This is a genomic window from Aquimarina celericrescens (assembly GCF_042682765.1).
In the GTDB taxonomy this organism is placed as follows: domain Bacteria; phylum Bacteroidota; class Bacteroidia; order Flavobacteriales; family Flavobacteriaceae; genus Aquimarina; species Aquimarina celericrescens.
In genome coordinates, this window is the sequence record NZ_JBHUHY010000002.1 from 450,109 (window position 1) to 464,410 (window position 14,302).

Here is a 14,302-nt window from a genome sequence, read left to right on the forward strand (position 1 = left end):
ACATGAAAAAACTAACAGATTCAGAAATTAAGGAGAGATTAACAGCTATTGATGGTTGGGAATACGAGAATAATGCAATTCATACCACCTTCGAATTTAATGATTTTAAAGATGCTTTCTCTGTGATGACTCGTATCGCTTTTGAAGCAGAATTACAACAACATCATCCCGATTGGTCTAATGTCTTTAATAAATTACAAATAAGTCTTTCTACCCATGATGCTGGCGGTATAACCGACAAAGATTTTAAACTTGCCAAAACCATAGAAGATATCATAGAAGGAGAATAAACATTTGTCAAAAACTTGGTTTCTACTTATGTTTGTATTTAGATTATAAAATTAACATATGGGAAGAGCTTTCGAATTTAGAAAAGCGCGTAAAATGAAACGTTGGTCTGCAATGGCCAAGGCATTTACAAGGATAGGAAAAGATATTGTTATGGCCGTAAAAGAAGGCGGTCCTGATCCAGATTCTAACTCTCGTCTTAGAGCAGTTATACAGAATGCCAAGTCTGTAAATATGCCCAAGGACAATATTGAAAGAGCAATTAAAAGGGCTTCCGATAAATCTCAGGGAGATTATAAAGAAGTACTTTTTGAAGGATATGCGCCACACGGTATTGCTATTTTGGTAGAAACAGCCACTGATAACAATAACAGGACAGTAGCTAACATTCGATCTTATTTTAATAAATGTGACGGAAACTTAGGAACCTCTGGCTCTGTTGAATTCATGTTTGACCATACTTGTAATTTTAGGATTAATAGTGAAGGGGTTGATCCTGAAGAATTGGAATTAGAATTTATCGATTTTGGTGCTGAAGAGGTATTTCAAGACGATGATGGAATACTAATTTATGCTCCCTTTGAAAATTTTGGAGCCATTCAAAAAGAACTTGAAAGCCGCGAGATTGAAATTCTATCTTCTGGCTTTGAGCGAATCCCACAGGTTACTAAAAAATTAACACCAGAACAGGCGGCAGATGTAGAAAAGTTATTAGAAAAGATAGAAGAGGATGATGATGTGCAAAATGTATATCATACCATGGAAGAATCTTCTTCTGAAGAATGAATAATATTCACCTAATTATATTATGCAAAGAGTTTAGCATGGCTAAACTCTTTTTTATTGTTATGTTTTATAAATTTGGCCGACTACTTGTAAAACACAAAGCATGAAAAAACTACTCATATTATTACTCCTTTTTATAGTATATTTCGCACATGCTCAAAACATGACCAACAATTCGCTTCAAGAGATCATTAACCAAAAGGCAGATACTATTGGCGGGGTTATGGGTAACTGGAAATTTATTTATAAAAAAATCCCAATGCTTTGCGTTACCGATGAGCAAAATAATAGAATGAGAATTATTTCACCGATTACAGAATCGGCTAATCTTGATAAAGACTTGTTATTAGATTCGATGACTGCAAATTTTCATTCTGCATTAGATGTAAAATATGGCATTTCTAACGGAATTCTTTGGTCTGTTTATATTCATCCTTTAAAGGAACTTTCAAGTGAACAAGTGGAAAGCGCAATGTCTCAGGTTTATTATGCTGCGAAAAATTTTGGTACAACTTTTTCCAGTACAGCTTTACTATTTGGCAGAAGAAATACTGAAGAAAAGAAAGAAGAAATTAAAGAAAAGAAAACTCAAAAATTTTAGTCTACATCGAAGCTATATTTGGGAATTTTCCCTTTAACGCCTTTAAAAAAACTGTACATATAGTTCAAATCTTCTTCAATATTGTCTGTTGGGTAAAAAGGCTTTGAAATTACATTCTGTTTTCTTCCAAAATCAAATGTCACCATGATTATAGGAACTTTTGCTGCTTTGGCAATATGATAAAACCCAGTTTTCCATTCTTTTACTCTTTTTCTAGTACCTTCTGGGGCAATTGCCAAACGTAGTTCATCTCTTTTTTGAAAAATTTCTGCTATAGCTTCGACCTTATTTTGCCCAGGAGTTCTGTCTAACGGGATTCCTCCTACCTTTTTAAGATACCATCCTATTGGCCATTTAAAAAGTTCTTTTTTTCCTAAAAAACTAATTTTAAGACCGACCAACTGTCTAATAAGTAAACCAATGTAGAAATCGTGCCAGCTAGTATGGGGTACTACAACGACTACACATTTTTTAACCGTTGCTGCACTAAAATCCCCTATTATCTTCCAACCTAAAATTTTGTGATATAAAAAGGAAGAAAAACGTTTCATAAAGAAAAATAAATTACGAGATCAGATAAATTTATTTATAAAGAGCGGTAAATTTCTTTTAGGGTATCCGCATTCACCTTTGATTTCCAGTCTGTTCCAAGGGCATTTTCCCACAAGGGCTCCAAGCTTAGTGCAACGCTAGTCATAATATTCAGCTGATCCTCGGTTACATCGGCACAAACTCCAACGGGTAAACTGATACCATGTATTTCTTTCATTTTTTTGAACACAGCAACGCCTTCTGGATAATACTTTCCTAATTTATCAAAAACAATACAATTTCCTATTCCATGCTTTGTACCTAAAACATAAGCCAAACCATAGCTCATTGCATGAGCGACACCTACCTGAGAATAAGCAATACTCATTCCTCCATGCCAAGAGGCCATCATTAATTTGGCATCAGCTTCTTCTTTACTAAGTGAATTACTTACAAAAATTTCTTTGCAAAGATCCAATGCCTTTTCTCCATAGCTCTGGCTAAATGCATTCAAATAGGTTCCATGAAGAGATTCTACACAATGAATATAACAATCCATCCCTGTATAAAACCACTGATCTTTAGGTACATCCTTAATTAATTCGGGATCCAAAATAACCTGATCAAATGGAGTAAAATCTGAATTAATACCTAACTTACGTTCAGGTCCGGTAAGTACGGTTGTTCTAGACACTTCGGCTCCAGTTCCAGAAATAGTGGGTACGCCAACATGAAATACCGCCTTATTTTTAACCAAATCCCAACCTTGATATTCCGAAGCACTCCCGGGATTGGTCAACATAATCGAAACAGCTTTTGACAAATCTAATATTGATCCTCCACCTATCCCAATAATACCACTTGGTGTGTACTGATAGTCCTTTTTTATTTTAGCAACGATCTCATCTACCTGAGAAGTTTTTGGTTCTTCTGCAGTTGATACATAAATTATTTCATCAGTAGATGATAACGGTATTCTGTCCTCAATAAAAGTGATATTTTTCTCAAAAACGCTATCTATCAAATAAATAAATGGTGCGATTCCTTTGCGCTCACATGAAATAATCTCTCCTACTTGATTAAATGATCCTCTTCCAAATACTACCTTTGGAACCATAGGAAAGTTTCTATGATTAGAGGTATATACTTCGGAAGTGGTAGCCATAAATTTCGTGCTTATAATATCCTCTTTGTTAATTATTTTCTTTGCTCTTTCTAAATCTTCCGGGGTATCAATTTCAACACCTTGGTGTTGTGTTTCTACCATTTTAATATTTTTACCATACTCTAGATATCGAATACATTCAATTTTTTCTGAAGCTTCTAATGAACGCATGGGGAGATTGTAAAAGTCTAAAATAGCTTGTTTTCTAAAAGCATAAACACCCTTATGTTTATGGTACGTGTAGTCTAATTCTTTATCTCTTGGATAGGGAATCGGTGCGCGAGAAAAGTATAAAGCATAATTATTTTCGTCAACAATGACTTTAACACTATTTGGGTTCATTATATCATCCCAATCACTAATTGGGGTCATAAGGCTTGCCAAATCAATACGATCAGAATCATCTTCATAAAATACTTCAAGAACTTTTTCTAAACTTTGGCGATCTGTAAAGGGCTCATCTCCCTGCACGTTAACAACAATGTCAACATCCATATTTTCTACAGCTTCTGCTATTCTGTCACTACCACAACTATGCTCTTTCTTACTCATAATTGCTTTTCCGCCGTGATCACTTATCTCCTGATAAATTATATCACTATCTGTAACTACATATACAGCATCAAAAAGTCCCGAATTGATCGTGGCTTCATAAGTACGTCTTATAACGGTCTTACCACCAAGGTCTTGCATTAGTTTTCCTGGAAATCGCGTTGCTGCATATCTCGCAGGTATCATTGCGATGATTTTTAGAGTATTTTTGTTCAATGTTTGTTGCTTTTCTGGATTTGCAAAAATAACTTTTTTAAATCAATTATCCTGCCAACATAAGATTTTAGTTTCATACAAGTCTCTAAATATATCTTAAATATCGATACGTGAATCATTTAAAATACTAGTTTTCCACGAAAAAATCATTCTTAAATCCTATTAGATACAGTTTTTTTTTAGCTCTTGTTACTGCAGTATATAACCAGCGTAGATAATCTCTGTTAATCCCTTCGGGTAAATATGGTTGTTCTATAAAAACCTTATCCCATTGCCCTCCCTGTGATTTATGACAGGTAATCGCATAAGAAAACTTAACCTGTAAGCTATTAAAATATTTGTTGTTCTTCACCTTTAAAAATTTTTTATACTTTGATTTTTCATCTGTAAAATCCTTCATTACTTCTTGATACAGTTTGTTTGATTCTTCATATGATAGTGAAGGAGTCTCTGATGTTAATGTATTCAACAACAAAACTGTTTCAAAAGGTTTTTGATTTGGATAATCTACCATACTCACTTTTACCTCGGCAAATCTAAAATCGTACAGCTCTTTTATCGAATATATTTCAAGAACTTTTACGATGTCTCCATTTGCAATAAACCCTGCTTCACTTTTGCTATCAAGCCAAAAATAATTATTCTTTACCACCATTAAATAATCTCCGGCAGAAAGTTCTTCTTCTTGAAAAAGGATTCTGGATCTTATTTGTTGATTATAAACGTTTGCTCTTTTATTAGAACGCAAAATAATAACGGATTCCTCGTGGCCAGAACTAGAATATGCATCATTCAAAGCTTCTATGATTTCATGTCCATCTAAAAATCTTACAATATCTGGGTATCCCGATATTTCAAATTGAAAAGAATCATAAAAACCATCATTTAGCGACTCTCGCAAGCGTGTTGCATTCATTAAAATCCCACTATTCTCGGCTTGTCTTACGACTTCGTCTAATTCTATCTGTGTTACATCTTTATTAAACCCCATCGATAAATTATCAGGGTTTAAAGCCGGACTTACCTCAAGTTTAACTGGTGGTAGTTGTGCGGTATCACCAATAAAAAGTATTTTACAATTATGACCAGAATACACATACATCATCAAATCATCAAGCAAAGATCCATTTTCAAATAGTTTACTATCACTGGGTGTATCAGGAATCATTGATGCTTCATCTATAATAAAAATAGTATTTCGGGACTTATTTTGCTTTAATTGAAAAGCCAAACCTCCAGTTTTATCTTTTTTGGGATAATAGATATTTCTATGAATGGTTTGTGCTTGCTTGCCAGAGTAATTACTAATCACTTTGGCAGCTCTTCCTGTGGGGGCAAGAAGTATTGCACTTAGTTTAGCCTTCCATAAATTTTTTACCAGGGTACCAACTAAGGTGGTTTTTCCTGTACCTGCATATCCCTTCAATAAAAAAAGAGAATCCTTTGTTCCATTAAGAACAAAATGTGATAATTTTTGAAGAACAATATCTTGTTTGAGTGTGGGTTCAAAAGGAAAATCTTCTTTCAATAATTCGTAAAATTCATTTTCCTTCATTAAATTCTTTGATGTTGTATTGATACTTAGTTAATAAATCAAAGATAGGAATGATTTTTTGGCAATAAACTTTTACGATTAAAAAAAAATTGTAGATTTGCGTATACACTAATGTTTAAAGCTAAATCATAAAATGAAAATTGTTATTCAATTAGTTCTGTGGGTAGTTATAGGTTTTTTAGGATACTTAGTATTCAATTCTGTTAACGGTCCTGTGAAATTCAATAAAATAAAACAAGCTCGATATGCTCAAGCTGTTGAAAATCTAAGGGATATCCGTAAAGCCCAATTAGCTTATAGATCAATAACTGGAAGATTTGAAAAAGATGCTGAAAAATTAATCACATTTATAGACACCGCTCAGTTTACTCTTACTCAAAGAAGAGATTCTAGTTTCATAAGATATAATAAAATATTGAGAATCGACGAACCAAAAGATACGGTTGTAGTTGATACCTTAGGGTATGCTTCAGTTAAAGATTCCCTTTTCAAAGCAGGTAGTCATAAAAGCATGATGAAAGTACCCGTTGAAGGTATTGACGCTACTTTCGAAATGAATGCCGGTTTTATTAATAAAAATGACCTTAGAATTCCTGTTTTTGAGGCAAAAGTAGCTAAAGACATACTTTTACATGATTTGGACAAAGATTTATTGGCTCAGGAAAAAGAGGTAGTATCTGTTGATGGAGTGAATGGACCGTTTCTTTCGGTAGGTTCAATGACTGAAGTAATGACTTCTGGTAACTGGCCAAGAACTTATGGAGCAAACGACCAATAATAATATAGATAACGTATTACATACATTGTCCATTCAAGTTAGCTTGAATGGACTTTCTTTTTGCACTATAGATGACCATAAACACATAAATGCTATCGAGCAAGATAATTTTGGAATACAACTTACACCAGAACAGGTACTTAATAAAATCAAGCATACTTTTGATAGAAACCCAGCCTTAAAGGGAAGTTTTAAAACCATTGAAGTTATCCATCAAAATAACTTATATACAATTGTTCCAAAGGCTTTATTTGATAAAAATCTTCTGACTGATTATTTGAAATACAATATCAAATTACTTGAAAATGATTTTATTGCATACGATGAACTGGATCAGCATGAAATAGTGACTGTATACATTCCGCTTACTAACATAAATAATTTCTTTTTTGAAACTTTTGGATCATTCACTTACAAGCATACAAGTACTATCTTAATAAGCTCATTACTCTCACAAGAAAAGAATAGCGACAATGTAACTGTTTTTGCCAACATGAACGAAAAATCCTTTGATCTGATCATCATAAATAGAGGAAAATTGATTTTAGCCAATTCTTTTAATCATGAAAGTAAGGAAGATTTTTTATATTACCTCATGTTCACAACTGAACAATTACAACTAAACCCGGAAGACTTTACACTCACATTTTTGGGAGATATTCAAAAAGATAGTGAATATTACACTATTGCCCATAAATATATTCGAAATGTAGACTTTGGTCATCACAATGGGCAAGAATATAAGTTACCATCAACTATTGATCCTATAGAACCACATCAACATTTTGTACTATTAAGCCATTTTTGACATGCGTATTATTTCGGGAAAACATAAAGGAAAAAGACTTACTGCTCCAAAAAAATTACCAGTTCGCCCAACCACAGATATGGCCAAAGAAGGATTATTTAATATTTTAAACAATCATTATAATTTTTCAAAGATATCAGTAATTGACCTTTTTTCTGGAACTGGGAATATAAGTTACGAATTTGCTTCCCGGGGCACAACAAATATAACTGCAGTAGATTCTCATTATGCCTGTTTGGGATATATAAAAAAGACGACACATGAATATGATTTCCCTATAGAAACTATAAAAAGCGATGTTTATAGTTACCTAGAAAAAGTAAATCGTAAAGCTGATATAATCTTTGCAGATCCTCCTTATGACTTTACCAATGAACAATTTTCAAGAATAGCAACATTAGTTTTTGAAAAAGAATTACTATACGAAAAGGGTATTCTAATAATCGAACATTCAAAATACACCTCGCTAGAAGAAGTACCATTTTTTGATAATTCCCGAAAATATGGAGGTTCTGTATTCAGTTTTTTCAAAAAATAAAAACTGTCCTATTCACTCATTACCGAAGTTCGAATAGAAAACTCGTCTATAGTAGTTAGATTACTTAAAGAATAAATCTGTTCAGAGGCGTTACTTATGATATCCTCATAAAAAGCTAATACTTTGGCGTCAAAACCTGGTGTATCTTCAGCTGTGAGTTTAAAGATATCCATTTGATAAATAAAATTATTTAAAATATGATGGCTAGACGAAAGCATTGCTTTATAGATATTAAGTTTTGCGCTTTCCATTTCGACTTTTTTGTTATTTCTAAACGTATCAATAAAAAGAAATACTACGAAAATCAAAAAAGGAATTATCATTTCGTCGACTTCAAATTGTTCAACACTGGCTAGAAAGTCCATAAATTTTTCAAACAAGTCTAATTCTAATAGGATTGAGGAGAAATAAATAAAAATAGACAATACCAATCCGAAAAGTGTTAATTTATACTTATTCATTGGTCAGGGGGATTAAGATTAGGGATGTTTTTTGTGCGAGGTTTACTTGGTTTACGGTTAACAATTTTCAACAAAACTGCATATACGTTTAAGAGTCCGAAAGTTTAAATATAAACAAAAACTATATTACTAATACAATTTACAAGTAATTTAACACTAATATTTTGATGGAAACCCATAAAAAATCAAAGTTAAAATCATCAAAATCAAATATATAATATAGTATTTCTGGTTTCTTATAAAATTTCTAAGCCACTTCCCTTCCTGTAGATGCTTCCCAAATCATAAACCATTCTTCATCTGTGATTTCAATAGCTAAGGCCTCTTTTGCAGCTTGAATTCTACTAATTTTTGTTGATCCTATTATGGGATAAATTCCAGAAGGATGTTTTACGATCCAGGAAATGAGTACTTGATCTATAGTCACCTTATACTTTTGAGCTAACTGACCAGCAACTTTAATAATTTGTACTACACTATCCTCTGGTTCTTTTGCAAAAAACTTACCTCCAGCCAATGTGGAATACCCCATTGGTTTAATACCATTTTTTATACATTGATCTAAAGTACCATCAGTAAAAGGTTTTAAATATAATGGGGATATTTCAATCTGATTTGTCTCTAAAGAAATTAAATCATTAAGCATGTCAAACTGTGATTGAGTAAAATTAGAAACTCCAAAACTTAATGCTTTCCCCTGGTCTTTTAATTTTGTAAAAGCGTCAGCAATTTCTTCTGGATTCATTAGCGGACTAGGTCTGTGCAGTAAAAGAAGATCAATATAATCAGTTTGTAAATTGGTCAATGACCTTTCAACCGATTCAATAATATAACTAGCCGAAGTATCATATGATTTTATTCGATTTTTAGGGCGATTTGGTGTTGTCAACTTAATACCACACTTTGTCACTAATTGCATTTTATCACGAAATGCGGTATTACCTTTTATTGCATGACCAAATAGTTCTTCTGTAGTATAGTGGCCATAAATATCGGCATGGTCAAATGTTGTCACATCGATTTCTATACAATCTTCAATAAGTTTTTGGGTTTGATCCACAGATAGATTGGCTCCCCATGCTCCCCAATTCATGCATCCTGCTACGATACGAGAAAAAACAGGACCATTTTTAGAAAATTCAACTTTCATATTATTCAAACTTTTAAAGTATCCTCAGAGACATTATGTAATCAATAATCAATGGCTTCATAGATCACCCTTTGTATTTCTGATCGTATATCATTAGCGATCAATTTTCGATTTGCAGAATCAGGAAACGTACGATTACTTAAGAAAACATAAATGATTTCCTCTTCTGGATCTGCCCAGGTAAAAGTCCCTGTAAAGCCACTATGACCAAAACTGGTCATCGATATGCAACCACATGTAGGACCAATATCTCCCAATTGGGGTTTATCAAACCCCACTCCTCTTCGTACATCTTTATCACAATAGTAGCATGTATTAAATTCTTCGAGAGTTTGACTTTTGAAATATTGCTTCCCACCATAATATCCACCGTTGAGATACATCTGCATTATTTTAGCAACATCATTTGCATTGGAAAACAAGCCGGCGTGCCCTCCTATTCCTCCGAACATAGCAGCTCCCTGATCGTGCACATACCCGTGTATAATCTCTTTTCTAAAAACCTGATCATTCTCTGTGGGTACTATTCGTTTCTTCTTGAATCTTTTTAAAGGTAGAAACGTGGTGTTAGTTGCTCCCAAAGGTCTATAAAAATGTTGTTGTGTAAGATCATTTAAAGTATTACCATAGTGATCTTCTATATATGTTTTTAAAAGATAATATGGCAAATCACTGTATTTATAACGCAATTTTGTTCGCAATTCACTGTCCTTTATTCGCTGCATTAAAGAATCCTTCATATCGCTTCGCAAGTAAAGATTATTTGTTACTTCTATATTAAAGTCTTCCGAAAATCTATTGCGATAATATTTCTTATCTGGTTTTTGAGTTATGGTGTCTAATGTTTTCAAATAAAACGGAATCCATGCTCTCAATCTGGCATAATGTGACAACATAGACCTAACAGTGATATCTTTTTTGTTAGAATCGTTAAACGACGGTAGGAGTTCGCCTACTCTAGAGTCTAAAGAAATAAGTCCTTTATCTTTTAATTCAATAGTAAGCGGCAATGTAGCCAGTATTTTTGTAAGTGATGCAAGGTCATAAATATCTGAACCCTTTACTTTGCGAAGTTTATTATAAGTATGATAACCGTAGTTTTTATTAAAAATAACTTTTCCTTTTCTGGCAATAATTAACTGCAAACCAGGTGTCATTTTTTCTTCTAATGCGCGATTAACGATAGAATCAATTCTACTAAGCCTATAAGAATTAACACCAACACTCTCTGGTAACCCATATGTTAATCGTTTTAGTGATCTTGTTTCGATTCCTGTTCCTACCGGGAATTCTTCTCCTACGCTCACTGGCAACTTTCCTTTTGCTTCTATCGCACCAAAAAGAAGTTGAGCTGCTTTCTCTTGTGCTACACTACTATTTTGATATGCCATTACAATTCCTTCAAAATTTGTGGTAGAAAGCATATCTAATGCCGCGTAAGGGCGTGCAAAAATATTGAGTACAGTAGTATTGAGCCTGGCGATCTCATATAACCAAACTAATTCTTTATCGGTAAACTTATAGGTTGCCCAGGGTGAAGTATTAGACTTATGAAATCCTATTACTATATAATTATAATTACGTAGCTGCTCCATCATATCACTAAGCTGACCGGCTTTAATCCAATCAACCTTGGTATACTTGTTCAGTTGTTCGTAAAAAGCTTCTCCAGAATCATCTCCCAGAGATACATAAGCAACTTTTTTCAGGTCTAAGTTCTTTATCGGTAATGTAGCCCTGGCATTTTTTATTATGGTTAATGAGTTCTCTACCAATTCATGATGCAAGACTTCATTTTTAACACTATTTAATTCTTCATATAGATATGCCGTTTCAACTGGCTGATACTTATTTAGTCCTACCTTATACTTTGCAAGTAAAATCTTCCTTACAGAATGCGCCAAACGTTCTTCTGTAATTATTTTCGAATAATATGCAGAAATAATCTTTTGTGAGGCAAGTGGTACATCTTCAGAAATCAATAAAATATCATTACCTGCTAAAAATGCTGCCAAATCAATATCACCCGGATCCTTAAAACCTGAAGCCCCATTCATATTTAAGGCATCGGTGAAAATCAACCCTTTAAACTTCAGACTATCTTGTAATAATGTGGTGACAACATTTTTAGAGATCGAAGAAGGATATCCATATCTAGATTCTAAACTTGGGATATTAAGATGCGCCACCATAACACTGGAAAGGCCTTCATCAATAAGTTTTCGATAAGGAAATAATTCTACACTATCAATTCTTTTGGCATCAAAATCAATGGTGGGTAGGGTTTTATGAGAATCACTATCGGTATCACCATGCCCAGGAAAGTGTTTTGCAGTTGCAATAACCCCTTCTTTTTGCATGCCTTTCATAAAAGCCAAAGACTTTTGGGTAACTTCTTCTTTATCTTCTCCAAAAGATCGGTTACCTATAATTGGATTTTTTGGGTTTGTATTGATATCAACAACAGGGGCAAAATTAATATGCACTCCCAATCGCCTGCAATGCCTAGCTATTTGTCTTCCGGTTTCTTCAATTAAATCATTATTCTGAATAGCTCCCAATGTCATATTCCATGGAAATGCTTGTGTAGAATCTAATCGCATCGCCAAGCCCCATTCTGCATCCATTCCTATCAACAAGGGTATTTTGGAAAGCGATTGATATTCATTATTTAATTTCGCCTGTCTATTAGGGCCACCTTTAGAAAAGATAACACCTCCAATATGATACTCCTGGATTAATTTTTTTATTTTGTCTGTATCTTTTTTAGGTTTTGAAGAGAGTATATCAACCATAAACAATTGACCTACTTTCTCTTTTAATGTCATCGTATTATAGACACTATCCACCCAACGTTTTTGGGCTTCCTGGTCCTCTGTAAATAAGGGGCTCTCTTGCTGTGGATAGATTACAGAGGTTATTAATAAAATTATAAAAGAAATGTACTTTTTAATAAAATGCCACACGAAAATTTTAGTTTAAAAAACGGTTGTGCCAACTGTCTTTTGCTGGCACTTCCCAATTGGTTCGATATTCAGCAATGTTAGTCACCAGGTTATTGAAAACGATAGTATTTGGGGATACTGATCTATTTTTTGCCATCTTTTTAAAATCGGCAAGAGTTTTATATGCTACAAACTCTCCTTGCTTAAAAGATACATTCATTTTGTCCATTAGATCAACATTGTAAGCTTGCTCTAATTCTTGAATAAAATGGACGGAAGCGTCGATTGAACATCCAGATGCCGCATTAAGCCCCTGATCTAAACCAATGGTTATAAATCTTTTATATTTAATCTCATATCCCGCCTTAAGATCAGCACCATGCGCTGTCCATTGAGTAATGAATCCTTTTAATTTTTGTTTAATCTCCTCTAATTCTTCCAGGGAAAATGACCTATTTGCTTGATAAATCCATACTCTGGATGTTTCTGGGAGGTCATTAAAATCTACCAACATCAGCTTTTTTTTTATGTGCTACTAATGTAACAAAAACTATTACTATATACTTCTATAAAAAAGAGTTAATATGAACAACATATTAACTCTTTTAAAATTGTGTAAGCCTAAGAAAATAATCTATAAATCTTGTGCATTTGCGATAAGTTCTGCAACGTCCATTACTTCGATACTATCTTCTTTCTCTTTATTTTTCACTCCATCTGTCATCATTGTATTACAAAATGGGCATCCGGCAGCAATAATATCTGGTTTTGTTTCCAGAGCATCTTCAGTCCGCTCGATGTTTACATCTTTATTGCCGGGTTCTGGTTCTTTAAACATCTGTGCTCCCCCTGCCCCACAACACAAGCCATTACGCTTGCAGCGTTTCATTTCAATAAGTTCTACTTCTAGTTTCTTGAGCAGGTCTCTGGGTGCTTCATATATATTATTTGCCCTACCAAGATAACAGGGATCATGAAATGTAATTCGTTTTCCTTTAAACTTTCCTCCTTCAACGGTAAGTCTGCCTTCATCAAGAAGAGACTTAAGAAATTGCGTATGATGCATTACTTCGTAATCACCTCCTAAAGAAGGGTATTCATTTTTTAAAGTATTAAAACAATGAGGGCAAGCAGTGACCACCTTTTTTATTTCATATGCATTCATTACCTCTATATTGGTAACTGCCTGCATTTGAAATAAAAACTCATTACCTGCTCTTTTTGCAGGATCCCCTGTACAACTTTCTTCTGTACCCAATACAGCAAAGTCAACACGAGCATTATGGAGTAATTTTACAAAGGCCTTGGTGATTTTTTTGGCTCTATCATCAAAACTACCGGCGCAACCTACCCAAAATAAAACTTCTGGTTTCTTGCCTTCAGCCATATACTCTGCCATAGTTGGCACCTTTACAGTTTCACTCATACGTAATACTTTATATTCTTATTTTATAATTTCAGGAAACACTCCACCTTTAATTAATCATGTTTTCCATCGTCAAAAACCTCGATGGTAACCACCCTTTCTACTAGCTCGGTAAATTTACCTGTGTAACGGGTTGCTTTTACTAAATGATTATCGATCCAGTGATAATTTCCGCCTCGTGGTTTTCCCATTAGTAAGCTATGATATTTAAAACCATGCTTATTTAACCATTTTTCAGTTACTTCTCTATGATCTTCTGTTCTTGATGTAAAAAAACAAATAACATGTCCTTCATCAAACCATTTATTTAGTGTAACTAAGGCATCAGGAAATGGCTCACAAGTTACCATTCGCTCTGGTTCTTCATTAGGTACATCTTCTGTGATGGTTCCATCGATATCAATGAGATAGTTTTTAATACCCTCTGGTAGTACTGGACTTATGTGTTCTCCTGCTTCTACTTTGTCATGCAATAATTTTTCTACTTCTTCCTTCTTCATAA

General features: G+C 33.8%; 15 protein-coding genes and 1 pseudogene. 6 read left to right on the forward strand and 10 right to left on the reverse strand.

The features are described from left to right. The first annotated feature begins 2 nt into the window (after positions 1–2). From ACFSJT_RS02035 to ACFSJT_RS02045, 3 genes are all read left to right on the forward strand, one after another. A complete protein-coding gene (locus tag ACFSJT_RS02035; RefSeq protein ID WP_378318534.1) occupies positions 3–290 on the forward strand; it encodes a 4a-hydroxytetrahydrobiopterin dehydratase in 288 nt (95 codons plus the stop codon). A gap of 58 nt (positions 291–348) precedes the next feature. Further along, the gene (locus ACFSJT_RS02040; RefSeq protein WP_378318535.1) at positions 349–1,074 is read left to right on the forward strand and encodes a YebC/PmpR family DNA-binding transcriptional regulator; all 726 of its coding nucleotides are present in this window, start codon (positions 349–351) and stop codon (positions 1,072–1,074) included. A gap of 103 nt (positions 1,075–1,177) precedes the next feature. Further along, a complete protein-coding gene (locus tag ACFSJT_RS02045) occupies positions 1,178–1,675 on the forward strand; it encodes a hypothetical protein (RefSeq protein WP_378318536.1) in 498 nt (165 codons plus the stop codon). Here ACFSJT_RS02045 and ACFSJT_RS02050 read toward each other — a convergent pair. From ACFSJT_RS02050 to ACFSJT_RS02065, 4 genes and pseudogenes are all read right to left on the reverse strand, one after another. After that, positions 1,672–2,226 (reverse strand): 1-acyl-sn-glycerol-3-phosphate acyltransferase, encoded by a 555-nt coding sequence (locus ACFSJT_RS02050; protein WP_378318537.1) that lies wholly within the window; start codon positions 2,224–2,226, stop codon positions 1,672–1,674. The two genes, ACFSJT_RS02045 and ACFSJT_RS02050, sit on opposite strands and share 4 nt — an antisense overlap. Before the next feature lie 35 nt (positions 2,227–2,261). Next, a complete protein-coding gene (locus tag ACFSJT_RS02055; protein WP_378318890.1) occupies positions 2,262–3,371 on the reverse strand; it encodes an iron-containing alcohol dehydrogenase family protein in 1,110 nt (369 codons plus the stop codon). Between the two features lie 33 nt (positions 3,372–3,404). Then, positions 3,405–4,109 (reverse strand): annotated as a pseudogene (gene kdsB / locus ACFSJT_RS02060) (3-deoxy-manno-octulosonate cytidylyltransferase); the annotation flags it as partial. A gap of 157 nt (positions 4,110–4,266) precedes the next feature. Further along, entirely contained in the window at positions 4,267–5,694 is a 1,428-nt protein-coding gene (locus tag ACFSJT_RS02065; RefSeq protein WP_378318538.1) for an ATP-dependent DNA helicase, read from the reverse strand. A gap of 133 nt (positions 5,695–5,827) precedes the next feature. On the opposite strand from ACFSJT_RS02065, the gene ACFSJT_RS02070 reads away from it, so the two are divergent. The 3 genes from ACFSJT_RS02070 to ACFSJT_RS02080 are packed head-to-tail and all read left to right on the forward strand — an operon-like array spanning position 5,828 to position 7,818. Beyond that, positions 5,828–6,472, forward strand: a complete 645-nt coding sequence (locus ACFSJT_RS02070) for a hypothetical protein (protein ID WP_378318539.1) — start codon at positions 5,828–5,830, stop codon at positions 6,470–6,472. After that, complete coding sequence (locus tag ACFSJT_RS02075) at positions 6,453–7,280, forward strand: DUF3822 family protein (RefSeq protein WP_378318540.1); 828 nt, start codon at positions 6,453–6,455, stop codon at positions 7,278–7,280. Before ACFSJT_RS02070 ends, ACFSJT_RS02075 begins: the two co-directional genes overlap by 20 nt. Position 7,281: 1 nt before the next feature. Further along, positions 7,282–7,818 (forward strand): RsmD family RNA methyltransferase, encoded by a 537-nt coding sequence (locus ACFSJT_RS02080; protein ID WP_378318541.1) that lies wholly within the window; start codon positions 7,282–7,284, stop codon positions 7,816–7,818. An 8-nt stretch (positions 7,819–7,826) separates the two neighbouring features. On the opposite strand, the gene ACFSJT_RS02085 is transcribed toward ACFSJT_RS02080, so the two are convergent. From ACFSJT_RS02085 to ACFSJT_RS02110, 6 genes are all read right to left on the reverse strand, one after another. Beyond that, entirely contained in the window at positions 7,827–8,279 is a 453-nt protein-coding gene (locus ACFSJT_RS02085; RefSeq protein WP_378318542.1) for a hypothetical protein, read from the reverse strand. Positions 8,280–8,526: 247 nt separating this feature from the next. Beyond that, complete coding sequence (locus tag ACFSJT_RS02090; protein WP_378318543.1) at positions 8,527–9,429, reverse strand: aldo/keto reductase; 903 nt, start codon at positions 9,427–9,429, stop codon at positions 8,527–8,529. A gap of 41 nt (positions 9,430–9,470) precedes the next feature. After that, positions 9,471–12,395 (reverse strand): glycoside hydrolase family 3 N-terminal domain-containing protein, encoded by a 2,925-nt coding sequence (locus ACFSJT_RS02095; protein WP_378318544.1) that lies wholly within the window; start codon positions 12,393–12,395, stop codon positions 9,471–9,473. A gap of 7 nt (positions 12,396–12,402) precedes the next feature. Further along, positions 12,403–12,888 (reverse strand): ABC transporter ATPase, encoded by a 486-nt coding sequence (locus tag ACFSJT_RS02100; RefSeq protein ID WP_378318545.1) that lies wholly within the window; start codon positions 12,886–12,888, stop codon positions 12,403–12,405. A 120-nt stretch (positions 12,889–13,008) separates the two neighbouring features. Beyond that, complete coding sequence (locus tag ACFSJT_RS02105) at positions 13,009–13,800, reverse strand: (Fe-S)-binding protein (protein ID WP_378318546.1); 792 nt, start codon at positions 13,798–13,800, stop codon at positions 13,009–13,011. Positions 13,801–13,853: 53 nt separating this feature from the next. Next, positions 13,854–14,300 carry an LNS2 domain-containing protein gene (locus tag ACFSJT_RS02110; protein ID WP_378318547.1) on the reverse strand — a complete coding sequence of 149 codons (447 nt, stop codon included), beginning with the start codon at positions 14,298–14,300 and terminating at the stop codon, positions 13,854–13,856. Positions 14,301–14,302 lie beyond the last annotated feature (2 nt).